The sequence below is a fragment of the Scleromatobacter humisilvae genome (assembly GCF_023231945.1).
Taxonomy (GTDB): domain Bacteria; phylum Pseudomonadota; class Gammaproteobacteria; order Burkholderiales; family Burkholderiaceae_C; genus Scleromatobacter; species Scleromatobacter humisilvae.
Genome location: NZ_JAJLJH010000010.1, coordinates 87908 through 112716 on the forward strand (window position 1 = coordinate 87908; position 24809 = coordinate 112716).

Genomic DNA, 24809 nt, shown 5'->3' on the forward strand with positions numbered 1-24809 from the left:
GCCCGCCTACAGCCGGATCAGCTTGGCGTGCATCGCCCAGGCCAGCGCACCCGCGGCGCCCAGCACCAGCACGACGACGAGCGGCCAGGCGCGACGCGCCGGCTGCGTGACTTCGGCGGCGACGCCGCTCGCCTCCGCCAGCACTTCGGGCGGCGGCTCGCTCTCGACGGCGCCGATGTCGGACGCGCTGGTCGGCGCGAAGCCGGTGACGAAGGTGGTGTCGGGGCCATCGTCGTCGTCCGCGCCGCGGCGCAGCAGCTCGGCCTGGGCGGTGACGCGTTCGGCGTCGCCGAGCGGGCCTTCGAGGCGCGCGCGGATCTCGCGCACGGTCAGGTTGCGATAGCTGCGCACCAGCGTCGCGCGGCCTTCGTTGTTGTTCGAGAAGCTCATGCGGCCTCCTTCAGGCGGACGGCCGCGCAGGCGATGAACCATTGCCCGAGCCAGTAGATGGAGAGGTTCCAGAGCGTGGGCATGGTGATGCCGCCGACGAACTTGTCGGTCGCCAGGATCGCGTCGGACAGCACGAACAGCGCGCCGCCGATCGCGACGATGCGCCAGCGCGCGGCATCGGGCCGGCCGCGGCGCGCGAGCCACACCGAGGTCGCCTGCGCCGCCATCGCGGCCAGCGCGCAGACGTAGACCAGCACCGGCAGGCGCAGCTCGGGCGGCACGCCAGCCCACAGGCTGGCCAGCACGCTGGCCGCGACGATCGCCCATACGCCGAACGCCGGCGGGCTCGCGAGGAACCTGACGCGCCGGGTCAGCGCGACGAGGTAGGAGACGTGGCCCAGCAGGAACGCGACGAGGCCGACGAGGAAACCCTGCACCGGCCACAGCAGCGCGACGTCGCCGGCGAGCGAGAACACGAGGCCGATGACAATCCAGCGCTTGACGAGGCCGTCGTCCGTGCGGCCCAGAGCGGCCCACGCGATCACGCACAGCGTGGCGAGCGGCTTGAACGCGACGTTGAGCCAGGGGCGATCGAGGGCCCAGGGCGCCGACGCGATGGCCAGCAACGCGGCGACCGCGCCGATGAAGGGAAGCAGACGCCGTGGGCCGGCGTTCGAGGAATCAGCAAACATGGGCGCGAGTGTCCCTGCCTCGTCTAGACAAGCCGCTCAGGGATTGCCCGGCGACACCCCGATATTGGGGAAGCCTCCCCAGGCGGCGCGCGCACAACTGCACACAACCGGTCACACGCACGCGAGAACTGCCGAAGCGCGCGTGGGGCGCGCGCGACACGCGCGGCGCGACCGCGTCAACTCGCTGCCGTCGGCGGCGCGCTGGCCGTCTTCGCCGCGATCGACTCGCGCAGCTTGCGCAAGCGCTCGCGCGGATCCTCCTGCGACTTCGCCTCGTGCAGCTTCATCTCCGCGATGAAGCGGCTGGGCACCCCCATGATGGTGTCGCGGCCCTTCTTGCGGCGCTTCAGCGTGCTCACCGCGAGCGTGGTGCGCGCGCGCGTGATGCCCACGTACATCAGCCGTCGCTCTTCCTCGATGTGGTCGCCGGACGACTCCTCGGTGTCCGAGCGGAACGGCAGCAGGCCTTCGTTGATGCCCGCCAGCACCACGTGCGGCCACTCGAGGCCCTTGGACGCGTGCAGCGTCGACAGCGTCACGACATCCTGCTCCTCGCCGCGCTCGGCCAGGCTCAGGATGACGCTGATGGACTGCGCGATCTCGAGCACGCTCTTTTTCTCGCTCTCGAAGGTCCCGCCGTCCTCGGTGATCTCGCCGCCGCAGCGCTTGGCCACCCAGTCGATGAAGTCGAGCACGTTGCCCCAGCGCGATTGCGCGGCCTTCTCGGAGTCCTCGTTGTCGTAGAGATGCTGCTCGTAGCCGATCTCCTTGAGCCACTCGAGCAGCATCGGCTTGGCGGCCTCGGCGCCGATCGTCGTCTTCGCCTTGTGCTGGAAGTCGTTCACGTAGCGTCCGAACTCGTGCAGGCCGTCGATGGCCTTGGACTTCAGCGCGACGCCCAGCGACTCGGCGAACAGCGCCTCGAACATGCTGACCTTCCACTTGCCGGCGAAGTCGCTCAGCGCGCCGAGCGTGGTGTGGCCGATGCCGCGCTTGGGCGTCGTGACGGCGCGCAGGAAGGCGGGGTCGTCGTCCTCGTTGACGATCAGGCGCAGCCAGGCGCACAGGTCCTTGATCTCGGCGCGGTCGAAGAAGCTCTGGCCGCCCGACACCTTGTAGGGTATCTGAGCGGCGCGCAGCTTCTGCTCGAACACGCGCGACTGGTGGTTGGCGCGGTACAGGATCGCGAAGTCCGAGAACTTGATGCGCGCGTCGTTGCCGCGCAGCGCCTGGATGCGCGCGACGGCGCGCTCGGCCTCGTGCTCCTCGCCGTCGCACTGCACGATCTGCACCGGCTCGCCGTCGCCGAGGTCGCTCCACAGCTTCTTCTGGAAGATCTTCGGGTTCAGCGCGATGACCTCGTTGGCCGCGCGCAGGATCGCGCTGGTCGAGCGGTAGTTCTGCTCCAGCGGGATCACCTTCAGCGTCGGGTACTCGGCCGGCAGGCGCTTCAGGTTGTCGATGGTCGCGCCGCGCCAGCCGTAGATCGACTGGTCGTCGTCGCCCACGGCCGTGAAGCGCGCCCGCCCGGGGTCGCCCACCAGCTGCTTGAGCAGTTCGTACTGGACGGCGTTGGTGTCCTGGTACTCGTCGACGAGCACGTGCTGGAACAGCTTCTGCCACTTCGCGCGCGCTTCCTCGTCGCGCTGCAGCAGCTTGAGCGGGAAGCCGATCAGGTCGTCGAAGTCGACCGCGCCGTAGGCCATCAGGCGCTCCTCGTAGAGCTTCATGACCTTGGCGGCGACCTGCTCGTCGGCGTCCTTGGCCACCGACATCGCGGTCGCGCTCGTGACGCCCATGTTCTTCCACAGGCTGATCGTCCACTGCCACTGGCGCGCGAGCTTGTTGTCGGTGGCGCCGCCGGCCTCCTTCATCACGCCCAGCACGTCGTCGGAGTCGAGGATGGAGAACTGCTCCTTCAGGCCGAGACGGGTGCCGTCCTCGCGCAGCATGCGCACGCCCAGCGAGTGGAAGGTGCTGATGGCGAGATCCTTGGCCGCCTTCGCGCCGACGAGCTGCTTCGCGCGCTCGCGCATCTCCTGCGACGCCTTGTTCGTGAACGTGATGGCCGCGATGTTCTTCGGCGCCAGGCCGTGCTGCAGCAGGCGCACGATCTTGTAGGTGATGACGCGCGTCTTGCCCGAGCCGGCGCCGGCGAGCACCAGGCATGGGCTGTCGAGGTGGTGCACCGCCTCCATCTGGGCGTTGTTGAGGCCGGAGGCGGCGACGGTCGCGTGCGCGGAACGGGAATCGGGAATGGCGGCCATGGGCGGGACGGGAACCTGGAACAGCGAAGAAAGCGCGGGAATCCGCTCGCCGGAGGCAGTCCGATGATAGCCAAACGCGGCCGCGGGAAAGGCCCGGTCGGGCACCCGCGGTGTGATAGAGGCCCGTCAATTGCCTGTTCGGCGCACGGACGAACACGCCGGCGACAAACGGCGGAGAAATCGCCCGATCCGCTCACCGGAGAGGCACTCATCATGAAGACCCCGCTCATTGCCCTGGCCCTGACCGTCGCGCTCGCCGCGACGGCCGCCGCGACCGCTGCCGCCACGGCGGCCGCCGACCAGCTCGCCCAGCCGCCCGCGGTTGCCGCGACGCCACCGTCGACCACGATGGCGCCGGACATGCGTCGCTCCAACCACGCGGTGCTGCACGCCGACCGCGAACGCGTCAAGGCCGACAAGACGCGGCTGAAGCTGGCGCGCGCGGCGCACGACGACCAAGCCATCCGCGACGCCCAGGCCACGCTGCAGACCGACATGGACGCCTGGCACGCCGACCGCGAGCGCCTGCGTCGCTGAAGCCGCGTCGCGCAAGCTCGGCTTCAGGCTTCGCGGCCGACGTAGGCAGCCTGCACGGGTCGGCATGGCGCGACCCGGTTCCCGCCTCGAAAATCGCGCCTCGCACCGCTTCGGGGCGGGCGTTCCGCGTTTTCTTCGCTGCTTGCAAGAAAAAGATGGATGCACGTAAACCGTTCGTGCGCGAGCTTCGTTAATTCGACGTTCCCCACCCAAATCCACCTGCAGAAAGTCCCTGTCATGAAGAAGATCCTGATCGCCGTCCTGTCGCTCGCCATCGGCGCCACCGCTTTCGCCCAAGGCTCCGGCGCCCCGGCCCCGGCCGGCCAGACCGCCACGGCTTCGCCGGACGTCGCCGCCTCGGCCGTCGCCAAGAAGAAGGCCAAGCGCGCCGCCAAGAAGGCTGCCAAGAAGGCCAAGGCCGCTTCGGCCGCCTAAGCTGGCTGCGGCGCGAGCCGCAACGAAGAAAACCGACCCGGTCGACCGAGTCGGTTTTTTTTTGCCTGCGCACAGGCGAAAAAAAAAGGGCGCTCGTCGCGAGCGCCCTTTCGTCGACCGGCCGCGAGGGCCGCGTCAGCCGAGATTGACCGGGAAGAAGATGCGCGCGCCGTCGCGCCAGATCAGCAGCGCCACGCGCTTGGGCTTGGCCGCCAGGATCGCCTTGACCTCGTCGACCGAGGCCACCGGCTTGCCATTGACGGCCAGCACGACGTCGCCCTGCTCCACGCCGGCCTTGGCGGCGGCGCCGTCGGCGCTCTCGACCACCAGGCCGCTGGCGCCGACCTCGCCCTTCTCGTCGCGGTTGAGCGGACGCAGCGCCAGGCCCAGCTTCTCGCCGCTGGTGGCATCGGTGCCGCTCGAGGCGACGTCGAGCTTGTCGGTGCTCGCGCCCAGCGTCGCGACGATGGTTTCGAGCTTCTTGTCGCGCCAGACCTCCAGCGTGACCTTCTCGCCCGGACGCGCCAGCCCCACGCGCGAGGACAGCTGGCCCGATTCCAGGATCGGCTCGCCGTTGACCTTGGTGATGACGTCGCCGGAGCGCAGGCCGGCCTTGGCGGCGCCGCTGTTGGGCGCCACGGTGGACACGAGGGCGCCGTCCGGGCGCTCGAGGCCGAAGCTCTCGGCCAGGTCCTGCGTCAGCGGCTGGATCGTCACGCCCAGGCGCGCGTGCGTGGCGTGGCCGGTGGCGACGATCTGGTCCTTGATGGCCAGCGCCACGTCGATCGGGATCGCGAAGCTCACGCCCTGGAAGCCGCCGGTGCGGCTGTAGATCTGCGAGTTGATGCCGATGACGTTGCCCGCGGCGTCGAACAGCGGGCCGCCCGAGTTGCCGGGGTTGACGGCCGCGTCGGTCTGCAGGAAGGGCACGAAGTTCTCGCCGCTCTCGCTGGGCAGCGAACGACCCTTGGCGCTGATGATGCCGGAGGTGGCGGTCTGGTCGAGGCCGTAGGGCGCGCCGATGGCCAGCACGTAGTCGCCCACCATCAGCTTGGACGGCTGGCCGAAGCGCACGACGGGCAGGTTCTTCGCGTCGATCTTGAGGACGGCGATGTCGGTGGCGGCGTCGACGCCCAGCACCTTGGCGACGTATTCGCGGCGATCCTGCAGCTTGACGACGACGTCCTTGGCTTCCTTGACGACGTGCGCGTTGGTCAGGATCAGGCCGTCGGAGCCGATGATGAAACCCGAGCCGAGACCCTTGAACGGCTGCTCGGCCGGCTGGCCGCCGCGCTGCTGGAACTGCGGCGCGCCGGGCATGCCGCGGAAGAAGCGGAACAGCGGATCGTCGGGGCTGATGCCGCCTTGCTCCTGCACTTCCTCGGGGGTCTGCTTGTGCGTGCCCGCGACGGCGACGTGCACCACCGAGGGCCCGAACTCCTGCACGATCGCGCGGTAGTTCGGCGCGGTGCCGGGCGGCAGCGCGGGCAGCGGCGGCGTGACCGGCGTCGGCGCGACCTGCTGGCCGGTGGCCGCGGCGGCGATCGCCGCGCTCGTGCCGCCGGCGCCGGGCGCCGTGGCGGTGGCCGTGCCGGAATGATGCAGCCAGGACGGCAGGTCCAGCGCGCCGGCGGTACCCATCACCGCCACGCCCGCACCGAGCAGGCCCCAGGCGAGCGGCTTCAGGTTGGTCTTGTTCATGTGGTTCGACTCCTTGTCGGCTCAAGCGTTGATATCGCGCCGCGCAGGAAACGTTGCTTCGCGGCGCATGTCATGCAATGTGCGCGCCGACGATGAAGACACCGTTAGCTCAACATGAGGCGAACATTAGGACGCGTCGGCCCGCTTCTCGCGCGCGGGCCAGGCGACGCGCACGCGCAGGCCGCCCGCGGGCGAGTCCGACAAGGCCACCTCGGCGCCCTGGCGCAGCGCGACCTGGCGCACGATCGCCAGGCCCAGGCCGGAGCCGGTCTGGTCGGCGGCGTTGTCGCGCCGCACGAAGCGGTCGAACACCATCTCGCGATCGGCCTGCGGGATGCCGGGGCCGTCGTCGTCGACCTGCAGCACCGGCGCCGTCGCGTGCGTCGCGTCGGTGCCGACCCAGACCGACACGCGACCGCCCGGCGGGCTGTAGCGCACGGCGTTGTCGATCAGGTTGCGCGCCAGCACGGCGACGTCGCCGTCGCCCGGCACCGACACACCCTCCGCGCCGTCGGCGACGTCCAGCTCCAGGGTCGTGCCGCGCGCATCGGCGAACGGCGCGACGTCGGCCATGGCCTGGCGCACCAGCTCGGCGAGCGGCGTGGCGGTGGCATCGCGCGGCGGCCCGGCCTCGCTGCGAGCCAGCGCGAGCAGCTGTTCGACGAGGCGCGTCGCGCGGTCGACGCCGGCGGTCAGCGCGCGCGCGGCCTCGTCGCGCGTGCCCTCGTCGGGCGCGCGCCGCATCACCTGCACCTGCAGCTTCAACGCGGTCAGCGGCGAGCGCAGCTCATGCGCCGCGTCGCCCACGAAGTGGCGCTGCGCCGCCAGCGCCGCGCCGAGGCGAGCCAGCAGCGCGTTGAGGGACTGCACCAGCGGCAGCACCTCGTCGGGCAGGTCTTCCTCCGGCAAGGCCTGCAGCGAGCCGCTGTCGCGCGATCGCACCTCGACGGCCAGGCGCTGCAGCGGCGCGAGCGAGCGCGACACCAGCCAGCCGATCACCAGCGCCAGCGCCGGCGCCACGGCCAGCAGCGGCACCACGCTGCGCAGCGCGGCCTGCGCGGCGCGCGCGTGGCGCACGTTCTGCGGCTGCGCCACCTGGATCACGCGATCGCGCGTCTCGACGCCGAAGGTGCGCCAGACGATGCCGCCGGCCGGGATGTCGGCGAAACCCAGCACGGCGCGCGCCGGCGGCTCGGTCTGCAGCTGCGTGGCGTAGACCTCGTGGCCGTCCTCGCGCCATATCTGGATGACGTAATCGAGCTGGCCGTCGGTCAGCGCGCGCGCGTCCTCGGGCGCGATCTCGCCCTGGTCGCGCAGCGACAGCGCCATCTGGCGCAGCTGGTAGTCGAACAGGCTCTCGGTCTGGCGCAGCACATTCCAGTAGACCGAGCCGCCCATCGCCAGCGCGGCGATCACCAGCACCGCGAGCAACGACAGCAGCAGCCGCACGCGCAGCGTGAAAGATGACGGCCCCTCCCGCGCCGGGAACGCCGCTCCGTCCCCCAAGGGCACCGCGGGCCGGCCAGGGGCGGCCCGTCGCTCGTCCCGCGGGGCTTCGCTCATGCAGCGGCCCCGCCGTCGCCCGCCTCGCGCTTGCCCAGGTAGTAACCGACGCCGCGCATCGTGCGGATCAGCTCGGGCCCGAGCTTCTTGCGCAGCTGGTGCACGTAGACGCTGACGGCGTTGCTCTCCACTTCCTCGCCCCAGCCGTACAGGCGGTCCTCGAGCTGCGCGCGCGACAGGATCGCGCCGGGCCGCTGCAGCAGGGCCTCGAGCACGGCCAGCTCGCGCGCCGACAGCATCACCGGCTCGCCGCGCAGCGTCACCTCGCGCGTGGCCGGGTCGAAGGACAGTTCCTCGTGCGTCAGGCGCGTCGTGGCGCGGCCGCTGTGTCGACGCAGCACGGCGCGCATGCGGGCCAGGAGCTCGTCGAGCTCGAAGGGCTTGCTGAGGTAGTCGTCGGCGCCGGCATCCAGCCCGGCGACCCGGTCGCCCAGGCCGTCGCGCGCGGTCAGCACGATCACCGGCGTCGAGTCGTCGCGGGCGCGGATGCCGCGCAGCACGTCCAGCCCGTTGCCCTTGGGCAGGCCCAGATCCAGCAGCACCAGGTCGAAGCGTTCGGTGGCGGTGGTCGTGGCCGCGGCCTGGGCGTCGGTGACCCAGTCGACGGCATGGCCCTCGAGCTTGAGCGCGGCGCGCAGGCTCTCGCCAATCATCCGATCGTCTTCAACCAGCAGCAGTCTCAAAATGGTGCCCCCACGCTCCCTACCGGTCGCTGCCCCCCGAGGGGGAGCTCGGTTCGGCTCGGGTGGTGACCCTCGCTTCCCGAGAGCCTGGTCGGGCCTGCGGCCGGCTGGAATTCACACCATACCAAATCAGAACAGCTTGCCCAGCCGCACGGTGACGCCCGCAAAGACCTGCCAGCGCGGCGACGCGTCGTTCAGGCCGTGCGCGGCGCCGAAGTCGAACACCGCCGCCGGCGACTGGTTCCAGCTGGCGGCCGCGAGGAACTGCGCGGTGTTGCCCACGCCGGACTGGTGCGTGCCGGAGAACTCGCCGGACACGCCCCAGGCATCGGTCAGCGTGCGCGAGAACGCCGCGGCCCAGCCGGCCTGCCAGGCGCTGGCGGGGCTCTGGCCGCCAACGTGCGTCTCGTTCAGGTTGATGTCGGTGTGCCAGGACGGCGCGAAGTCGCTGCTGAAGATGGCGTTGACGGTGGTGGCGTCGTGGCCGATGCCGATCGCCGACTTGGCGGTGGCGAAGGTCTCGCCGAGTTCGAGGCCCCAGGCCGTGGCGTCGCTGACCGCGAAGCGGCGCTTCAGGACGACCGAGGTATCGCCGCCACCGCTTTGCGCGTCGCCCGGCTCGGCCTGGCGCACCCACGCGTCGCCGCCGACGCGGATGCCCCAGTCCGGCGTGAACGCCAGCTTGAGCGCGTACGGCAGCGACGTGCGCGACATGCCGCGCGCCGGCCCGGCGGCGCGCAGGCCGCCGGCCTCGAGCTCGAGATAGCCGGGCGCGGACAGCTGCGCCGGCGTCGAGACGCTGGGCCGATAGGGCACGACGGCCGGGCCGCCGTCATCCGGCGCCGGCGTGTCGTCGGCATGGGCCGACACGGCGCAGGCCAGCAGCGTCGACGCGATCAGCAATGAAGTCTTCATCAGAGGATCTTTCGCAGCGTGAGACTGGTGGGTTCGAAGCCGAGCGACTCGTAGAGCCGGCGCGCGCCGTGGTTGTGGCCGAACACGTGCAGGCCCAGGTGATGGACGCCGCCCTCGCGCGCGACGCGCTCGAGCTCGACGAAGGCCGCGCGCGCGTGCCCGCGCCGGCGCGCCGCGTCGTCGATCGTGATGTTGTAGACCCAGGCCTCGCGCAGGCCCGCCTTGTCCGCCTCGGCCCACCACAGCATGCCCACGCGCCGGTCGCTCTCGACGTCGTGCAGGTGCACGAAGAACTGGCCCGGCGTCAGCACGCCCTCGGGCAGCAGCGCGGCGTGCGCGTCCTTCGACTTCTCGATGGACTCGGCCAGCGTCCAGCGTCCGTCCTCGACGTTGGTCAGCGCGAACGACGGGATCGCCTCGATGAGCCAGGCCTGAAAGTCGGCCTCGCCGAACGGGACGAAGCGGATCGTCATGCGCTGTGCGAGGGCTCGACCACGACGGCCGTGCCGTAGCAGAGCACCTCGGTCAGGCCCGCCATCACCTCGGTGGCGTCGTAGCGCATGCCGACGATGGCGTTGGCGCCCAGGCTGCGCGCGTGCTCGCACATCTGGTCGTAGGTCATGCCGCGCGCCTGTTCGCACAGCTGCGTGTAGATCGTGATGTTGCCGCCGAAGATCGTTTGCAGGCCGCCCAGGAAGTTGCCCACGATCGAGCGCGAGCGCACCGTGATGCCGCGCACCACGCCGAGGTTGCGCACGATGCGATGGCCCGGCAGATCGAATGCCGTCGTCACCATCGAGTTCTGGAAGGCGCCGTGGCGCAGGCTGCCCGTGGCCACGCTCACTTCTTCGCGTAGGTGATCTTCTTGGCGCCGCCTTCGCAGGTGCCCACGACCTTCGCGTCGCCGGCCTTGTCGGCGTCGACGATGTCCAGCGTGTAGCCGGCGATCTTCTTGGCATCGAGCTTGGCGGCGATCTCGGTCTTCAGCTCCTCGCACGGCTTGCCGGCGGCGAAGGTGGACGAGCCGGCAAGCGCGAGCGCGGCGGCGATCAGGGCCGTGGTGGTCTTCATGCGAGAGCTCCCGTCGTTGTGAAGGACAGCTGCGACTTTAGCGCGGCAAGCCGGGCGCGCAGCGCGCCAATTCAGGGGATTTCAGATCCCCAGCGGATCGACGTCGATCGCCCAGCGCACGATCCCGCGGTGTGCGTTCTTCAGCGCCGGCAGCTCCGGCGTGAACAGGGCCAGCAGGCGCTGCAGCGTCGCCCTCGACGCGCACTCGATCAGCATCTGGCGCCGCTCGAAGCCCGCCACCTTGGCCACCGACGGCGGCACCGGCGCGTAGAACATGACGTCGGCGGACTCGGGGTACGACTTCGCCAGGTCGCGCGCCGCGCGCAGGAAGGCCTCGGCGACGTCCTCGGTCTTCGCCTCGGCGCGCAGCAGCGCCAAGTGCGAGTACGGCGGCAGGCCGGCGGATTCGCGCTCGGCCAGCTGCGTCGTCGCGAAGGCGGCGAAGTCGTGCTTCTTCAGCGCCTCGAACAGCGCGTGGCCGGGGTTGTAGGTCTGCACCCACATCTCGCTGCCGCGCGCGATGTCCGCGTCGCGTCCCGCGCGCCCGCCCGCCTGCATCAGCAGCGCGAACAGCCGCTCGGGCGCGCGGAAATCGGCGGCGAACAGCGCGCTGTCCGGATTGACCGCCGCCACCAGCGTGACGCGGCGGAAGTCGTGGCCCTTGGTCACCATCTGCGTGCCCACCAGCACGTCGACGTCCCCGGCGTGCACCGACGCGAGCTGCGACTCCAGCGTGCCCTTGGCGCGCGTCGTGTCCGCGTCGATGCGCAGCACGCGCGCGCCGGGCAGCAGCTCGGCGACCTGCTCCTCCAGCCGCTCGGTGCCCCGGCCCATCGGCTCGATGTCGAGGTTGCCGCAGTCGGGACAGGCGCGCGGCACCGGCTCCTGCGTGCCGCAGTGATGGCAACGCAGGATGCGCTCGCCCTTGTGGAACACGCGGAACGAGCTGCAATGCGGGCAGCCGCTCTTCCACGTGCACGCCGGGCAGTGCAGCACTGGCGCGAAGCCGCGGCGGTTCAGGAACAGCAGCGTCTGCTCGCCGCGCGCGACGCGCTTCTGGATGGCGTCGACCAGCTGCGGCGCAAGCGCCTGCGGTGGCGAGCGTGGCGCGGGGCGCGGCACGGTGGCCATGTCCAGCAGGCGCACCGCCGGCAGCGCGCCGCGGCCGACGCGCTCGGTCAGCGTCACCTGCTTGTAGCGGCCGGTCTGCGCGTGCGACCAGGTCTCCAGCGACGGCGTCGCCGAGCCGAGCAGCACCGGCACGCGCGCCAGGTGGCCGCGGTAGACCGCCAGGTCGCGCGCCGAGTAGCGCGCGCCGTCCTGCTGCTTGTACGACGGGTCGTGCTCCTCGTCGACGACGATCAGCCCCAGCCGCGGCAGCGACGCGAACACCGCCAGCCGCGTGCCGAGCACGAGGTCGGCCTCGCCGAGATGCGCCGACAGCCAGTGCTGCAGCCGCTGCGCCGGCGTCAGCGCGCTGTGCAGCGAGACCAGGCGCCGGCCCGGGAAGCGCGCCGCGAAACGCTGTTCGAGCTGCGGGGTCAGGTTGATCTCGGGCACCAGCACCAGCGCCTGCTTGCCGGCCGCGAGCGCCTGTTCGGCCAGCCGCAGGTAGACCTCGGTCTTGCCGCTGCCGGTGACGCCGAACAGCAGCGTCGGCGGCGGCGCCGGCGCGGCGGCCCAGGCGGCGAGCGTGTCCATCGCGGCGGCCTGTTCCGGCGTCAGCGACGGCCGCTGCGCCGGTTCGCCGGCCGCCTCGGGGATCAGGTGGTCGCGCTTCTTCTTGATCCGCTTGGCCAGTCCCGTGTTGTCGAGCTTGCGCAATTCGGGCGGCAGGACGGCCAGCGCGACCTCGCCCAGGCTGCGCTGGTAATAGCGCGCGGTGAATTCCACCAGCGCCCGCCAGTCGGCCGGCAGCGGCGGCAGCGCGTCCAGGGCCTCGATCACCGGTCGAAGCACCAGCGGCGCGCGCTCCTCGCCCTCCGGCACCGGCTCGGAGGCCGCCGCATCGAGGGCGGCGAAGTCCGCGTCCCACACCAGCCCGGTGACCTCGCGCCGACCCAACGGAACGCGCGCCAACGTCCCGGGCACGAGCGGCTGCTCACTTGCATACGTGAGCAGCGAGCTCATGGCCGCGTATTGCGGCGCATCGATCGCGACGGCGACGCGCGTCAATCCAGCCGCCCCACGTCGATGTCGACTTGAGTCACGAAGTTGTCAAATTTGTGAGCTGCGAGCCGTAAGCTCATGATCCGTAAGCGTTTTTGAAGTCGCCCACAGTTTCTGTGGATAACTTTGTGGGAAAGCTGGCAGAAGCGTCGCCAAATGCTTGATTCATCGTGCCCGGCCCTTGATCGCTCAAATTTGATGCATCGTCGAAAAAATCAGATGAATCAATGACTTGGCACCACTCTGCGAGCGCTCCGGCGGATGCCGGGTACCCCCGGGGGCAATGCTTATCGGGCGCTGAATATTGGGGATAAGTCAACACCTGAGTGCTCACTTACCGGACAAAACGCATCATCGCTGCGTTTCCCGGTTGTAAGTGGTCTCCTACAAAACCTGTAGTCGGCGCGAATACCCATGGACGGCCTCGACAAGCGCCGCGACATGTTCGGGCGGCGTGAACTGGCTGATGCCGTGGCCGAGGTTGAAGATGTGGCCAGGGCCCTTGCCGAAACTGTCCAGCGCGGCGCGGGCCTCGGCCTGCACGGCCTCGGGCGGCGCGAACAGGGCCATCGGATCGAGGTTGCCCTGCAGCGCGACGCGGTCGCCCACGCGCCGGCGCGCGGCGCCCAGGTCGGTCGTCCAGTCGAGGCCGACGACGTCCGGGCCGATGTCGGCGACGGCCTCCAGCCACTGGCCGCCGCCCTTGGTGAAGACGATCGCGGGGATGCGCTGGCCGTCCTTCTCGCGCTGCAGGCCGGCCAGCACGCGCTGCGTGTAGGCCAGCGAGAACGTGCGGAAGGCGGCGTCGGCCAGCACGCCGCCCCAGCTGTCGAACACCATCACGGCCTGCGCGCCGGCGTCGATCTGCGCGTTCAGGTAGGCGGCGACGGCATCGGCGTTGATCGCGAGGATGCGGTGCATCAGGTCGGGCCGCGCGTACATCAGCGTCTTGACGGCACGGTAGTCGTCGGAGCCGGCGCCTTCGACCATGTAGCAGGCGAGCGTCCACGGGCTGCCCGAGAAGCCGATCAGCGGCACGCGGCCGTCCAGCGCCTTGCGGATCGACGTGACCGCGTCGAAGACGTAGCGCAGCTTGGCCATGTCCGGCACCGCGAGCCGGTCGACGGCGGCCTCGTCGCGCACGTTGGTCGCGAAGCGCGGGCCCTCGCCCTCGGCGAACGACAGGCCCAGGCCCATCGCGTCGGGCACGGTGAGGATGTCCGAGAACAGGATCGCGGCATCCAGCGGGAAGCGCTCCAGCGGCTGCAGCGTCACCTCGGTCGCGTAGTCGACGTTGGTGGCCAGGCCCATGAAGCTGCCGGCGCGCGCGCGCGTGGCCTTGTACTCGGGCAGGTAGCGGCCGGCCTGGCGCATCAGCCAGATCGGCGTGTAGTCGGTCGGCTGGCGCAGGCAGGCGCGCAGGAAGGTGTCGTTTCGCAGGGGAGGCCACATGCGGTGAATTATCCCCGCCCGCGGGCTCCGGTCAGATCGGCTTCAACGGACCGCGGAACTTCTCCTTCAGCGGCTTGCCGGGCAGCGGCGGGATCTCCACCTCCGGCGCGTCGTCGGCGGGCACCGGCAGGCGCGACAGCAGGTTGGCGATCAGCTTCAGGCGGCCGGCCTTCTGGTCGTTGAAGTCCACCAGCGTCCAGGGCGCCCACTTCGTGTGGGTCGCCTCCAGCATGCGGTCGCGGGCGCGGCCGTACTCGTCGTACTTGGCCCGCGCCTGCAGGTCCACCGGCGACAGTTTCCACTGCTTCAGCGGGTCGTCCTGGCGGTCGGCGAAGCGCTGCTCCTGCTCGGCCTGGTCGACCGTGAGCCAGTACTTGAACAGGCGGATGCCGTCGTCGACGAGCATCTTCTCGAAGACGGGCGCGGCCTTCAGGAACGCGTCGGTCTGGGCCGGCGTGCAGAAGCCCATCACCGCCTCGACGCCGGCGCGGTTGTACCAGCTGCGGTCGAACAGCGTCATCTCGCCCGCGCCGGGGAGGTAGGCGACGTAGCGCTGGAAATACCACTGGCCCTTCTCGCGGTCGGTCGGCACGCCGAGGGCGGCGATGTGGCACTGGCGCGTGTTGAGCTTCTCGGAGACCGCCTTGATCACGCCGCCCTTGCCCGCCGTGTCGCGGCCCTCGAACAGCACGACGACGCGCTCGCCCTTGTCCTGGAGCACGCGCATCACGCCGTTGAGGGCGACCTGCATCGGGACCAGCTCGTCTTCGTAGCTCGCGCCGTGCTTCTGCTTCTTGTCCTTGCTCATGTCCGGATGATGCGCTGGTTCGGGAATCCCCGACGGGCAACCGGCAGGCCTTGCACGCGATCAGAACGCCGGCACGGCTGGCAGCGGGGGCATCGCCGGCGTGGCGGGCATGGCCGGCATCGGCGGCATGGCGGGCATCGCCGGCATGGCGGGCAGCGCGGGCATGGCGGGAACCGCCGGCGTCGCGGGCAGCGCGGGCAACGCGGGTGTCGCGGGCATCGCGGGCATCGCGGGCATGGCCGGCATCGCGGGCATCGCCGGCAGGGGCGGCATCGCCGGCATGGCGGGCATGGCCGGCATGTCGGGCAGCGCCGGCATCGCGGGCAGGGCTGGCAGCGCAGGCAGGCCGTCCATCGCGGGCATCGCCGGAGTGGCCGGCATGGCGGGCACGGCGGGCATCGCGGGCAGGGCCGGCATCGCGGGCATCGCCGGCATGGCGGGCATCGCGGGCATGGCCGGAAGCGCGGGCAGCGCCGGCAGCGCGGGCATCGCCGGCAAGGCGGGCGTGGCCGGGAGCGCGGGCAGCGCCGGCATCGCGGGCATTGCCGGCATCTCGGGCAGGGCGGGCATCGCGGGCATGGCCGGCAGGTCGGGCAGGGCGGGCATCGCCGGAAGCGCCGGCGTGCCGGGGATCGCGGGGATGGCCGGATCCACGGCCTGGCGGATGCAGTTCGTGCACGCGCACGGCACCGCCGGCAGGCCGGTGGGCGTGACGCTTGAGAACTCGTTGCCGAGATCCTTGGCGGCGTTGGCCGCGGCGGCCTCGGCCGGACCGGCGGCGGCGTCGGCGGCCGCGGTCGCCTGCGCCTGGGCGTCGGCGAGCGCCTGCTGCGCCTGTGCCGCCTGGGCCTGCGCCTGCTGGGCCGCCGCCGCGGCCGCAGCCTGGGCTTGCTGGGCGTCCTGCTGGGCCTGCTGCGCGGCCTGCTGGGCCTCGGCCTGCGCCTGCTGGGCGGCGGCGCTCGCGTCGGCCTGGGCCTGATCGGCCGCCTGCTGCGCGGCCGCCTGGGCCTGTTGCGCCTGCGCCTGCGCGTCGGCCACCGCCTGCTGCGCCGCGGCCTGGGCCGCCTGCGCCTGTTGCTGGGCCTGCGCGGCCTCGGCCTGCGCCTGCGCGACCGCCTGCTGCGCCTCGGCCCCCGCGGCGGCCTCGGCCTGCGACTGCAACGCCGCCGCCTTGGCGGCCGCGTCGGCGGCGGGTGCCGCGAGCTGCTGCAGCTGCTGCGTGGCGGCGGGTTCGGCGCCGGCGATGGCGTCGCCCAGGGGTCCACCCATGCTCATGCGGCACTCCTGGGCGCGCCGCCGGACAGCGTGCGAAACACCAGCCGCGAGAAGTTGGCCAGCGCCTTCGCCTTCTCGATGGCCTTCATGCGCTTGTCGTTGAGGATCTGCGCGATCGCCGGGATGCGGGTGTCGAACTCCTCGCCCATCAGCCACGCCGTGTAGACGAAGGTGGCCGCGGAGTGTTCATCGGTCAGGCCGTAGTGCTGCGCCTTGGCCGCCTGGCGATGGAACGCGCCGACGACGCTGGCGAAGTCCATCTTCGCGGCCTGCTCCGGATGGTTGCGGCGAATGATCGCGATCAGGCGAGCATCGAACGAGTCACGGCCCAACTGCTTCCATTGTTCGCTGGAAATCTGGTTCATCGACGTCTCCACCTCGGCGGTTCGTCGCATTGTGTCGTGCGACAGCGACCGCGCCTATCCCCGTTTTCTTGGAGGCGAGCCGCTCGCGCCGGGCGTGAAAAAGCCCGCGCACGTTGCCGTGGGCGGGCTTGTCGGGGCGGATCGCCGACGATCAGTGACCGGCCTGGTCGCGGAAGCGGCGGATCGCCGACAGCTGCGCCGCGAACACGGCCAGCTCGCTCTGCGCCTTGGCGACGTCGAAGTCCGTCTTGGCGTTGGACAGCTTGGCCTCGGCCGCCTTCTTGGCCTCGGCGGCCTTGGCTTCGTCGAGATCCTTGCCGCGGATCGCGGTGTCGGCCAGCACGGTGACGCGATCCGGCTGCACCTCGAGGATGCCGCCGGCGACGAACACGAATTCCTCGGCACCGTCGCTCGCGCGCTTGATGCGCACGGCGCCCGGCTTGATGCGCGTGATTAGCGGCGTGTGGCGCGGCATGATGCCGAGCTCGCCGTTCTCGCCCGGCAGCGCGACGAAGCTCGCCTCGCCCGAGAAGATCTGCTCTTCGGCGGAGACGACGTCGACGTGAATGGTTGCCATGTGAGTTCCGTTTCGATGAGGGAGAAGTGATGCAGGGCGTCAGCCGCCGATGCGACTCGGCGGCCGGGGCGCCTTACTGCATGCCCTTCGCCTTTTCGATCGCTTCGTCGATGGTGCCGACCATGTAGAACGCCTGCTCCGGCATGTGGTCGCATTCGCCGTTGATGATCATCTTGAAACCACGGATGGTTTCCTTCAGCGGCACGTACTTGCCCGGCGAGCCCGTGAACACTTCGGCGACGTGGAACGGCTGCGACAGGAAACGCTGGATCTTGCGGGCGCGGGCCACGGCCAGCTTGTCTTCCGGCGCGAGTTCGTCCATGCCCAGGATGGCGATGATGTCGCGCAGTTCCTTGTAGCGCTGCAGCGTGGCCTGCACGGCACGCGTCGTGTCGTAGTGCTCCTGGCCGATCACGTTCGGGTCGATCTGGCGCGAGGTGGAGTCGAGCGGGTCGACCGCGGGGTAGATGCCCAGCGACGCGATTTCGCGCGACAGCGCCACGGTGGAGTCCAGGTGACCGAAGGTCGTGGCCGGGGACGGGTCGGTGTAATCGTCGGCCGGAACGTAGACGGCCTGGATCGAGGTGATCGAGCCGACCTTGGTCGACGTGATGCGTTCCTGCAGGCGGCCCATTTCCTCGGCCAGCGTCGGCTGGTAGCCCACGGCGGACGGCATGCGGCCCAGCAGCGCGGACACTTCCGTGCCGGCCAGCGTGTAGCGGTAGATGTTGTCCACGAAGAACAGCACGTCGCGGCCTTCGTCGCGGAACGACTCGGCGATCGTCAGGCCGGTCAACGCGACGCGCAGGCGGTTGCCCGGCGGCTCGTTCATCTGGCCGTAGACCATGGAGACCTTCGAGTTCGGCAGATCGTCCAGGTCCACGACCTTCGAATCGGCCATCTCGTGATAGAAGTCGTTGCCTTCGCGGGTGCGCTCACCGACGCCGGCGAACACGGACAGGCCCGAGTGCGCCTTCGCGATGTTGTTGATCAGCTCCATCATGTTGACGGTCTTGCCGACGCCGGCGCCGCCGAACAGGCCGACCTTGCCGCCCTTGGCGAACGGGCAGATCAGGTCGATGACCTTGATGCCGGTCTCGAGCAGCTCTTGCGAGGGGCTCAGTTCGTCGTAGGTCGGCGGCTTGCGGTGGATCTGGGCGGTCAGGGCCTGGTCGACCGGGCCGCGTTCGTCGATCGGGTTGCCCAGCACGTCCATGATGCGGCCGAGGGTGGCCTTGCCGACCGGCACCGTGATGCCCGCGCCGGTGTTGCGCACCATGCTGCCGCGGCGCAGGCCGTCGGACGAGCCGAGTGCGATCGTGCGCACGATGCCGTCGCCCAGCTGCTGCTGGACTTCCAGCGTCAGCGCGGTGCCGTCCATCTTCAGCGCGTCGTAGATGTTGGGCATCGCGTCGCGCGGAAACTCGACGTCGACCACGGCGCCGATGGTTTGAACGATCTTGCCCATGGCATTAGAAGTCGTCATCTTTTTTCCTTGAATATCTCGAAAGATTTAAACCGCAGCCGCACCGCTGACGATCTCACTCAATTCCTTGGTGATCGCCGCCTGACGCGTCTTGTTGTAGATCAGCTTGAGCTCGCCGATGAGGTTGCCCGCGTTGTCGGTGGCCGCCTTCATGGCCACCATCCGCGCGGCCTGCTCCGACGCCATGTTCTCGGCCACGCCCTGGTAGACGAGGGCCTCGATGTAGCGCTTGAGCAGCTCGTCGATCACCACCGAGGCGTCCGGTTCGTAGATGTAGTCCCACGCGTAGCCGCCCTTGTCGGTCGACGCGCCGGACTGGATCCCTTCGGACGACAGCGGCAGCAGCGGCACGATCATCGGTTCCTGCTTCATCGTGTTGATGAAGCGGGTGTAGCAGAGGTGCACCGCGTCGAGCTTGCCTTCGATGAACTGCTCGAGCATCACCTTGACGGGGCCGATCAACTTGTCCAGCTGCGGGGCGTCGCCCAGATGCGTGGCGTGGCTGACGACCTGCGCGCCGGAGCGGTTCAGGAAGCCGAAGCCCTTGTTGCCGATCGCCACCGCGCTGACCTTGCCGCCGGCGGCCTGCACGTCACGCATCTTCAGCGTGAGGGCGCGCAGGATGTTGGTGTTCATGCCGCCGCACAGGCCCTTGTCGGTCGTGATCACGATGAAGCCGACGTTGCCGCCCGCCTTCGTGATCTCGCGCATGTAGGGCGAACGGTATTCCGGATTCGCCTTCGCCAGGTTGGCCGTGATGCCGGCGATGCGTTCCGCGTAAGGCCGGGCCGCGCGCATGCGGTCCTGCGCCTTGCGCATCTTGGACGCGGCGACCATTTCCATCGCCTTCGTGATCTTGCGGGTGTTCTCCACCGACTTGATCTTGCCGCGTATTTCCTTTCCTACCGCCATGACGGTTCTCCTTTAAGAGGGTCGTGGAGGGGAATCAGGCGAACGACTTCTTGAACGCGGTGATGGCGGCGCGCAGCTCGTCTTCCGCGGCCTTGCAGGCCTTGGCGAACTCGATCTTCTCCGGCTTGTCCGAGTCCTTGAACTTGACGTTCCACTTCGCGCCGTTCTTCTCCATCGTCGCGAGCAGCGCGGCGTGGTTGGACTTCAGGTGCTGGTGCAGGCCGTGCTCGAAGGGCAGCACCTGCTTGATCGTCAGCGAGTCGAAGAAGTCGTTGTTGACGGCGAACAGCGTCGCGGCCATCAGGCTGATGGGCAACGGCGAGTACTGCGACTGCTTGAGCAGTTCGGTGACGCGCGCGCCACGATCGAGCTGCTTGCGGGTGGCTTCGTCGAGATCGGAAGCGAACTGCGCGAACGCGGCCAGTTCACGGTACTGCGCGAGGTTGGTACGGATACCGCCCGACAGGCCCTTGATCAGGTTGGTCTGGGCGGCGCCGCCGACGCGCGACACCGAGATACCGGCGTTGATGGCGGGACGGATGCCGGCGTTGAACAGGCTGGTTTCCAGGAAGATCTGGCCGTCGGTGATCGAGATCACGTTCGTCGGCACGAAGGCGGACACGTCGCCGGCCTGCGTCTCGATGATCGGCAGCGCGGTCAGCGAGCCCGTCTTGCCCTTGACTTCGCCCTTGGTGAACGCTTCGACGTAGTCGGCGTTCACGCGCGCGGCGCGCTCGAGCAGGCGGCTGTGGAGATAGAACACGTCGCCGGGGAAGGCTTCGCGGCCCGGCGGGCGGCGCAGCAGCAGCGAGACCTGGCGGTAGGCGACGGCCTGCTTGGACAGGTCGTCATAGACGATCAGCGCGTCTTCGCCGCGATCGCGGAAGTACTCGCCCATCGTGCAGCCCGAATACGCCGAGACGTATTGCATGGCGGCCGACTCGGCGGCGGTGGCGGCGACGACGATCGTGTACTCGAGCGCGCCGTTGGCTTCCAGGGCGCGCACGACGTTCTTCACCGTCGAGGCCTTCTGGCCGATGGCGACGTACACGCAGGTCATGTTCTGACCCTTCTGGTTGATGATCGCGTCGATCGCCACGGCGGTCTTGCCGGTCTGGCGGTCGCCGATGATCAGCTCGCGCTGGCCACGGCCGACGGGCACCATCGAGTCGATCGACTTCAGGCCGGTCTGCACCGGCTGGTCGACGGACTGGCGCGCGATCACGCCCGGGGCGACCTTCTCGATGACGTCGGTCATCTTGGTGTTGATCGGGCCCTTGCCGTCGATCGGGTGGCCGAGGGCGTTGACCACGCGGCCACGCAGCTCGGGGCCGACCGGCACTTCGAGAATGCGGCCCGTGCACTTGACGGTGTCGCCTTCGGAGATGTGCTCGTACTCGCCAAGAATGACGGCGCCGACGGAGTCGCGCTCGAGGTTCAGGGCCAGGCCGTAGGTCGGCACGCCCGCGGCGGTGGCCGGGAACTCGAGCATTTCGCCCTGCATCGCGTCGGACAGGCCGTGCACGCGGCAGATGCCGTCGGTGACGGAGACGACCGTGCCCTGGTTGCGGATGTCGGACGACGCCCCCAGGCCCTCGATGCGGCTCTTGATCAGTTCGGAAATTTCAGCGGGATTCAATTGCATGACTTAGCTCCCAAAGGTGAGGCCGCAAGGCCGCCTGGGTTGAAGGGCGATTCTGTTCGAGCGGGCCGGCTCTTTAGTGGGTCAGCGCGACGCGCATCTGCTCGAGGCGGGCGACGACGGAGGTGTCGAGCACCTCGTCGCCCACCGTCACGCGCACGCCGCCGATCAGCGAGGAGTCGACCGTGACCGACGTCTTGAGCTGGCGGCCGAAGCGCTTCTCGAGCAGCTTGGCAAGGTCGGCCTGCTGCGTCGCGTCGAGCGGGAACGCGCTGACGATATGCGCATCGGCCACGCCGCCGCGGTCGTTGACCAGCTGGCGGAACTGCGAGGCGATCTCGGGCAGCACGGACAGGCGGCCGTTGTCGACGACGACGTCCAGCAGGTTCTTCAGCTTCGGGCTGAGGTCCGAGCCGGCGATGCCGGACACGAGGCTGATGACCTGTTCGTCGGTGACCTTGGGGTCGCCGGCGAACTGGCGCAGGCCGGCGTCGCCGGCGATGCCGGCGAGCGCGTCCAGCTGTGCCACGAGCTGCGCGCCGTCGGCGGCAGTACTCGACTGGAACAGCGCCGCGGCGTAGGGCCGCGCGATGGTGGAGGGCTCGGCCATGGTCTTACAGCTCGGTCTGCAGGCGGTTCAGCAGCTCGGCGTGGACGGCCGGGCTCACTTCGCGGCGCAGGATCTGCTCGGCGCCCTTGACGGCAAGAGCGGCGACCTGGTCGCGCAGGGCGTCGCGCGCCTTGGCGGACTCCTGCTGCGCCTCGGCTTGCGCCTGGGCGACGATCTTGGCGGCTTCGTCGGACGCCTTGGTCTTGGCTTCCTCGACGATCTGCAGCGCCAGGCGTTCGGCAGCGGCAAGACGCTGGGCAGCGTCGTTGCGCGCGGCGCCGAGCTCGGCCTCGATGCGCTTGTTGGCGCTGGCGAGTTCGCTGCGGGCCTTGTCGGCAGCCGACAGGCCTTCGGCGACCTTGCGCGCGCGCTCGTCCAGGGCGGCCGCGATGGGCGGCCAGATGTATTTCATCGTCACCCCGACCAAAATCAGGAGAACGATGATCTGGATGATCAGGGTTGCGGTGATGCTCACGTTATTGCCTCGAAAGCCGTTGTCGGGAGGCGGCGCGCCGGTTCCACTTCAGCGGAAACGGTCGCGCCGGCGACTCGGTGCCTGGCGATTAATGGCCGGCGACTTGGGCCAGCTGAGCCAGGAACGGGTTCGTCGTGGTGAACCACAGGGCGATGCCGAGGCCGATGATGAACGAGGCGTCGATCAGGCCGACCAGCAGGAACATCTTCGTTTGCAGTTCGCCCATCAGTTCCGGCTGGCGAGCGGCGGACTCGAGGTACTTGCTGCCCATGATGCCGATGCCGATACAAGCGCCGCAAGCGCCCAGACCAATGATGATGCCGGCGGCCAGGGCGACGTAGCTGATGAGTTCCATGTTGACTCCAGTTAAGAAATTGAAAGAGAGAAAGTAGTTATGCGGACAGCGCGGACCGCGTCACCGGCGTGCCGGTGGCGCGCGGTTTTCAGTGCGAGTCGTGGGCTTGTCCGATGTAGACCAGGGTCAACATCATGAACACGAAGGCCTGCAGCGTGATGATCAGGATGTGGAAGATGGCCCACACGCTACCGGCGAAGATGTGCAGCAGGGCCAGGCCGAAGCCGCCCGCCGTGAACGTGAACGCGCCGCCCAGCAAGGCGATCAGCAGGAAGATCAGTTCGCCGGCGTACATGTTGCCGTACAGCCGCATGCCGTGCGAGACGGTCTTGGCGACGAACTCGATCATCTGCATCGCGAAGTTGACGACGCCCAGCAGCACGGCCGCGATCGGGTTCTTGCTGGTGCCGAACGGCGCGACGACCAGTTCGTGCGCCCAGCCGCCCGCGCCCTTGACCTTGACGTTGTAGTACAGGCAGATCAGCAGGACGGCGACGGACATGCCCATCGTCACCGAGATGTCGGCGGTCGGCACGACGCGCAGGTGCGCCTCGGGGTTGCCGGACGCGTGCTGGAACAGGAACGGCAGCAGGTCGACCGGCAGCAGATCCATCGCGTTGAGCAGGAAGATCCAGACGAACACGGTCAGCGCGAGCGGGGCGACCATCTTGCGGCTGTGCGCGTTGTGCACGATCGCCTTGGCCTGGTTGTCGACCATCTCGATCAGGAATTCCATGGCCGCCTGGAAGCGGCCCGGCACGCCCGATGTGACGCGGCGCGCGCAGAGCAGGCCGATCACCAGGAACACGAGACCCAGCAGCGACGAGAAGAACACCGAGTCCCAGTGCACGACGTGGAAGTCCACGGGCGCGGCCGTCTCGATGTTCGACAGGTGGGTCAGGTGGTGATGGATGTATTCACCGGAGGTCGGTGCTTGCTCTTCTGCGGCCATGTGGTCGTAGCTTTCCGATCAGTTCTTCAACGCGAGCGCCACGCGAGCGCCACCCAATACACAGTCAGACACCCGGCCAGCGCGACCAGCAGTGCCGGCCACACCACCGGGTGCAGCACTCGCGCGGCGCTGACGAGCATCGCCACCGAGCAAACAATCTTCGCCGATTCCCAACCCAGCAGACCCAGCGCGGTGGCCAGCGGCGACTTGCTGTCCGCCATCCGCGTCGCCCCGCGCGCCATCAGCGCACCGGGGATGATCGCGGTAGCGGCACCGAACAGCGCCGACCACAACGCAGGCAATCCGAACATCAGCCCGACCAGCAGCGAAATGACCGCGCCGGCCTCGGCCTGCACCAGCACCACCCGCCACGGAGACGGCGCGCTCCGCTGATCGCGGAACGCTTCGGCCTCCGTTGCCGACAAGCGGCGCGGCAGCGGATCCTCGTCGTCCCAGTTCGCGGCATTCAACCCCGGCCGTCCGGCGACAGGGCCGGGATGCTCGACGGGATTTTCTTGCCGCGGTGTGGAACTCGGAGAACTCATGGGTGTCGGACGAGGGTTGCGTTCACGGATCGTTTCAGGAACGTGGCCCTCGACACGGTGCCCAGCGGATTGCCCCCGACTCATTTTTCAATTCACCGGGAAAAAACCTGCTTTTGTTGAACTAAGCCTGTCGATTCTAACCCGAAAGGGTGCGCCAAATCTAGCCCGGTGCACCACGCACCTGGACGGCTCACGCCAGTCTTGATGCATCGCAAACCGGCGCACGAAGGGTCTTGACGGCGACGTCGATGCGCGTTCAGCCGACCCAGCGCAGCATCGCCCACACGCCGGCGACCGCCGCGAGCCAGAGGGCCAGCGCGAGCCCGCGCGAGGCGGCGTCGTCGCGACTCGCGGGCGTCGCCGGCGGCAGCGGCTTGTCGCCGCTCCACATCGCGCGCAGCAAGGGCTCGCGCTTGCGCCACGCGTACCAGGCGATCGCGAGCACGTGCAACGCGATCAGCGCCAGGATCAGGTCGGCGCCCCAACCCGCGTGCCAATGGCTCGCGCGCTTCACCAGCCGCGCCCCGACGTGCGCGTTGAGGGGCCCCGTGGTGTCGACGTCGTCGTCGGCGACCAGTCCGGTCGCGACCTGCAGCGTGAGCAGCAGGAGAAAGGCCCAGACCGACAGCGCGCCCAGCGCGTTGTGCCCGATGCGCTCGTCGGCGCTCGCACGCCCGCGCAGCGCGCGCGCGAGACGCGATGGCGTGGGCAGGAAGTTCGTGAAGCGCGACCAGCGTCCGCCGGCCAGGCCCCAGGCCCAGCGGAACGCCAGCAGGCTCAGCACCGCCTCGCCGCAGCGCAGGTGCCAGGCCATCCAGTCGCCGCCGACCTCGGCGGTGACGATGGCTGCCGTGACCAGAACGGCCAGCAGCACATGGAAGACGCGCGTGGGCAGGTCCCAGACGCGCACGGCAACGGAGTCGTTCAAGGCG

At 69.6% G+C, this 24809-nt stretch carries 27 protein-coding genes; 2 read left to right on the forward strand and 25 right to left on the reverse strand.

Translation table 11 applies throughout. From position 1 onward, the window contains the following. Window positions 1–6: 6 nt before the first annotated feature. From LPC04_RS23925 to LPC04_RS23935, 3 genes are all read right to left on the reverse strand, one after another. Complete coding sequence (locus tag LPC04_RS23925; RefSeq protein WP_275684824.1) at window positions 7–390, reverse strand: hypothetical protein; 384 nt, start codon at window positions 388–390, stop codon at window positions 7–9. Further along, window positions 387–1082: a lysoplasmalogenase gene (locus LPC04_RS23930; protein ID WP_275684825.1), complete on the reverse strand. Its 696-nt coding sequence runs from the start codon at window positions 1080–1082 to the stop codon at window positions 387–389. The genes LPC04_RS23925 and LPC04_RS23930 overlap by 4 nt, the downstream gene beginning before the upstream one ends. Window positions 1083–1258: 176 nt before the next feature. Further along, on the reverse strand, window positions 1259–3349 hold the full coding sequence (locus LPC04_RS23935; protein WP_275684826.1) for an ATP-dependent helicase: 2091 nt from the start codon (window positions 3347–3349) through the stop codon (window positions 1259–1261). A 213-nt stretch (window positions 3350–3562) separates the two neighbouring features. On the opposite strand from LPC04_RS23935, the gene LPC04_RS23940 reads away from it, so the two are divergent. Together LPC04_RS23940 and LPC04_RS23945 are read left to right on the forward strand one after the other, a co-directional pair. Beyond that, window positions 3563–3886, forward strand: coding sequence for a hypothetical protein (locus tag LPC04_RS23940; RefSeq protein WP_275684827.1), 324 nt, complete (start codon window positions 3563–3565; stop codon window positions 3884–3886). 237 nt (window positions 3887–4123) lie between these two features. Then, on the forward strand, window positions 4124–4321 hold the full coding sequence (locus tag LPC04_RS23945) for a signal peptidase (RefSeq protein WP_275684828.1): 198 nt from the start codon (window positions 4124–4126) through the stop codon (window positions 4319–4321). A gap of 135 nt (window positions 4322–4456) precedes the next feature. Here the strand turns inward: LPC04_RS23945 and LPC04_RS23950 are convergent, their stop codons facing one another. The 22 genes from LPC04_RS23950 to LPC04_RS24055 form a co-directional block, all read right to left on the reverse strand. Then, window positions 4457–6022, reverse strand: a complete 1566-nt coding sequence (locus LPC04_RS23950; RefSeq protein WP_275684829.1) for a Do family serine endopeptidase — start codon at window positions 6020–6022, stop codon at window positions 4457–4459. A 126-nt stretch (window positions 6023–6148) separates the two neighbouring features. Beyond that, a complete protein-coding gene (locus LPC04_RS23955) occupies window positions 6149–7471 on the reverse strand; it encodes an ATP-binding protein (protein ID WP_275684830.1) in 1323 nt (440 codons plus the stop codon). Between the two features lie 110 nt (window positions 7472–7581). Further along, window positions 7582–8268, reverse strand: a complete 687-nt coding sequence (locus tag LPC04_RS23960) for a response regulator transcription factor (RefSeq protein WP_275684831.1) — start codon at window positions 8266–8268, stop codon at window positions 7582–7584. Between the two features lie 129 nt (window positions 8269–8397). Further along, window positions 8398–9183 (reverse strand): transporter, encoded by a 786-nt coding sequence (locus LPC04_RS23965; protein ID WP_275684832.1) that lies wholly within the window; start codon window positions 9181–9183, stop codon window positions 8398–8400. Then, a complete protein-coding gene (locus LPC04_RS23970) occupies window positions 9183–9656 on the reverse strand; it encodes a GNAT family N-acetyltransferase (protein ID WP_275684833.1) in 474 nt (157 codons plus the stop codon). Before LPC04_RS23970 ends, LPC04_RS23965 begins: the two co-directional genes overlap by 1 nt. After that, window positions 9653–9979 carry a YbjQ family protein gene (locus tag LPC04_RS23975; RefSeq protein WP_275684945.1) on the reverse strand — a complete coding sequence of 109 codons (327 nt, stop codon included), beginning with the start codon at window positions 9977–9979 and terminating at the stop codon, window positions 9653–9655. The genes LPC04_RS23970 and LPC04_RS23975 overlap by 4 nt, the downstream gene beginning before the upstream one ends. A 44-nt stretch (window positions 9980–10023) precedes the next feature. Continuing rightward, window positions 10024–10254 carry a DUF1161 domain-containing protein gene (locus LPC04_RS23980; protein WP_275684834.1) on the reverse strand — a complete coding sequence of 77 codons (231 nt, stop codon included), beginning with the start codon at window positions 10252–10254 and terminating at the stop codon, window positions 10024–10026. Window positions 10255–10335: 81 nt separating this feature from the next. Beyond that, window positions 10336–12384, reverse strand: a complete 2049-nt coding sequence (locus tag LPC04_RS23985; protein ID WP_420854765.1) for a primosomal protein N' — start codon at window positions 12382–12384, stop codon at window positions 10336–10338. 423 nt (window positions 12385–12807) lie between these two features. After that, window positions 12808–13875, reverse strand: coding sequence for a uroporphyrinogen decarboxylase (hemE, locus tag LPC04_RS23990; RefSeq protein ID WP_275684836.1), 1068 nt, complete (start codon window positions 13873–13875; stop codon window positions 12808–12810). Window positions 13876–13906: 31 nt separating this feature from the next. Then, a complete protein-coding gene (gene ppk2, locus LPC04_RS23995) occupies window positions 13907–14683 on the reverse strand; it encodes a polyphosphate kinase 2 (protein ID WP_275684837.1) in 777 nt (258 codons plus the stop codon). Window positions 14684–14743: 60 nt separating this feature from the next. Beyond that, the gene (locus LPC04_RS24000) at window positions 14744–15958 is read right to left on the reverse strand and encodes a hypothetical protein (RefSeq protein ID WP_275684838.1); all 1215 of its coding nucleotides are present in this window, start codon (window positions 15956–15958) and stop codon (window positions 14744–14746) included. Next, entirely contained in the window at window positions 15955–16323 is a 369-nt protein-coding gene (locus tag LPC04_RS24005) for a hypothetical protein (protein ID WP_275684839.1), read from the reverse strand. Before LPC04_RS24005 ends, LPC04_RS24000 begins: the two co-directional genes overlap by 4 nt. Before the next feature lie 151 nt (window positions 16324–16474). After that, window positions 16475–16900, reverse strand: coding sequence for a F0F1 ATP synthase subunit epsilon (locus LPC04_RS24010; protein WP_275684840.1), 426 nt, complete (start codon window positions 16898–16900; stop codon window positions 16475–16477). A 73-nt stretch (window positions 16901–16973) separates the two neighbouring features. Then, window positions 16974–18386 carry a F0F1 ATP synthase subunit beta gene (gene atpD, locus LPC04_RS24015; RefSeq protein WP_275684841.1) on the reverse strand — a complete coding sequence of 471 codons (1413 nt, stop codon included), beginning with the start codon at window positions 18384–18386 and terminating at the stop codon, window positions 16974–16976. A gap of 27 nt (window positions 18387–18413) precedes the next feature. Then, window positions 18414–19298 carry a F0F1 ATP synthase subunit gamma gene (gene atpG / locus LPC04_RS24020; protein WP_275684842.1) on the reverse strand — a complete coding sequence of 295 codons (885 nt, stop codon included), beginning with the start codon at window positions 19296–19298 and terminating at the stop codon, window positions 18414–18416. Window positions 19299–19332: 34 nt separating this feature from the next. Further along, window positions 19333–20943 (reverse strand): F0F1 ATP synthase subunit alpha, encoded by a 1611-nt coding sequence (gene atpA / locus LPC04_RS24025; RefSeq protein ID WP_275684843.1) that lies wholly within the window; start codon window positions 20941–20943, stop codon window positions 19333–19335. 73 nt (window positions 20944–21016) lie between these two features. Next, the gene (locus LPC04_RS24030) at window positions 21017–21550 is read right to left on the reverse strand and encodes a F0F1 ATP synthase subunit delta (RefSeq protein WP_275684844.1); all 534 of its coding nucleotides are present in this window, start codon (window positions 21548–21550) and stop codon (window positions 21017–21019) included. 4 nt (window positions 21551–21554) lie between these two features. Continuing rightward, complete coding sequence (locus tag LPC04_RS24035) at window positions 21555–22025, reverse strand: F0F1 ATP synthase subunit B (RefSeq protein ID WP_275684845.1); 471 nt, start codon at window positions 22023–22025, stop codon at window positions 21555–21557. Window positions 22026–22113: 88 nt separating this feature from the next. Then, window positions 22114–22380 carry a F0F1 ATP synthase subunit C gene (gene atpE, locus LPC04_RS24040; RefSeq protein WP_275684846.1) on the reverse strand — a complete coding sequence of 89 codons (267 nt, stop codon included), beginning with the start codon at window positions 22378–22380 and terminating at the stop codon, window positions 22114–22116. An 88-nt stretch (window positions 22381–22468) separates the two neighbouring features. Then, on the reverse strand, window positions 22469–23332 hold the full coding sequence (atpB, locus tag LPC04_RS24045) for a F0F1 ATP synthase subunit A (protein ID WP_275684847.1): 864 nt from the start codon (window positions 23330–23332) through the stop codon (window positions 22469–22471). Between the two features lie 26 nt (window positions 23333–23358). Continuing rightward, window positions 23359–23877, reverse strand: a complete 519-nt coding sequence (locus tag LPC04_RS24050; protein ID WP_275684848.1) for an ATP synthase subunit I — start codon at window positions 23875–23877, stop codon at window positions 23359–23361. Window positions 23878–24133: 256 nt separating this feature from the next. Continuing rightward, complete coding sequence (locus LPC04_RS24055) at window positions 24134–24805, reverse strand: cytochrome b/b6 domain-containing protein (protein WP_275684849.1); 672 nt, start codon at window positions 24803–24805, stop codon at window positions 24134–24136. Window positions 24806–24809: the final 4 nt, after the last annotated feature.

Coding starts and splice junctions, on each gene's coding strand:
- LPC04_RS23925 (WP_275684824.1), bottom strand. CDS start 390: ATGAGCTTCTCGAACAACAACGAAGGCCGCGCGACGCTGGTGCGCAGC.
- LPC04_RS23930 (WP_275684825.1), bottom strand. CDS start 1,082: ATGTTTGCTGATTCCTCGAACGCCGGCCCACGGCGTCTGCTTCCCTTC.
- LPC04_RS23935 (WP_275684826.1), bottom strand. CDS start 3,349: ATGGCCGCCATTCCCGATTCCCGTTCCGCGCACGCGACCGTCGCCGCC.
- LPC04_RS23940 (WP_275684827.1), top strand. CDS start 3,563: ATGAAGACCCCGCTCATTGCCCTGGCCCTGACCGTCGCGCTCGCCGCG.
- LPC04_RS23945 (WP_275684828.1), top strand. CDS start 4,124: ATGAAGAAGATCCTGATCGCCGTCCTGTCGCTCGCCATCGGCGCCACC.
- LPC04_RS23950 (WP_275684829.1), bottom strand. CDS start 6,022: ATGAACAAGACCAACCTGAAGCCGCTCGCCTGGGGCCTGCTCGGTGCG.
- LPC04_RS23965 (WP_275684832.1), bottom strand. CDS start 9,183: ATGAAGACTTCATTGCTGATCGCGTCGACGCTGCTGGCCTGCGCCGTG.
- LPC04_RS23970 (WP_275684833.1), bottom strand. CDS start 9,656: ATGACGATCCGCTTCGTCCCGTTCGGCGAGGCCGACTTTCAGGCCTGG.
- LPC04_RS23975 (WP_275684945.1), bottom strand. CDS start 9,979: ATGGTGACGACGGCATTCGATCTGCCGGGCCATCGCATCGTGCGCAAC.
- LPC04_RS23980 (WP_275684834.1), bottom strand. CDS start 10,254: ATGAAGACCACCACGGCCCTGATCGCCGCCGCGCTCGCGCTTGCCGGC.
- LPC04_RS23985 (WP_420854765.1), bottom strand. CDS start 12,384: ATGAGCTCGCTGCTCACGTATGCAAGTGAGCAGCCGCTCGTGCCCGGG.
- hemE (WP_275684836.1), bottom strand. CDS start 13,875: ATGTGGCCTCCCCTGCGAAACGACACCTTCCTGCGCGCCTGCCTGCGC.
- ppk2 (WP_275684837.1), bottom strand. CDS start 14,683: ATGAGCAAGGACAAGAAGCAGAAGCACGGCGCGAGCTACGAAGACGAG.
- LPC04_RS24000 (WP_275684838.1), bottom strand. CDS start 15,958: ATGAGCATGGGTGGACCCCTGGGCGACGCCATCGCCGGCGCCGAACCC.
- LPC04_RS24005 (WP_275684839.1), bottom strand. CDS start 16,323: ATGAACCAGATTTCCAGCGAACAATGGAAGCAGTTGGGCCGTGACTCG.
- LPC04_RS24010 (WP_275684840.1), bottom strand. CDS start 16,900: ATGGCAACCATTCACGTCGACGTCGTCTCCGCCGAAGAGCAGATCTTC.
- atpD (WP_275684841.1), bottom strand. CDS start 18,386: ATGACGACTTCTAATGCCATGGGCAAGATCGTTCAAACCATCGGCGCC.
- atpG (WP_275684842.1), bottom strand. CDS start 19,298: ATGGCGGTAGGAAAGGAAATACGCGGCAAGATCAAGTCGGTGGAGAAC.
- atpA (WP_275684843.1), bottom strand. CDS start 20,943: ATGCAATTGAATCCCGCTGAAATTTCCGAACTGATCAAGAGCCGCATC.
- LPC04_RS24030 (WP_275684844.1), bottom strand. CDS start 21,550: ATGGCCGAGCCCTCCACCATCGCGCGGCCCTACGCCGCGGCGCTGTTC.
- atpE (WP_275684846.1), bottom strand. CDS start 22,380: ATGGAACTCATCAGCTACGTCGCCCTGGCCGCCGGCATCATCATTGGT.
- atpB (WP_275684847.1), bottom strand. CDS start 23,332: ATGGCCGCAGAAGAGCAAGCACCGACCTCCGGTGAATACATCCATCAC.
- LPC04_RS24050 (WP_275684848.1), bottom strand. CDS start 23,877: ATGAGTTCTCCGAGTTCCACACCGCGGCAAGAAAATCCCGTCGAGCAT.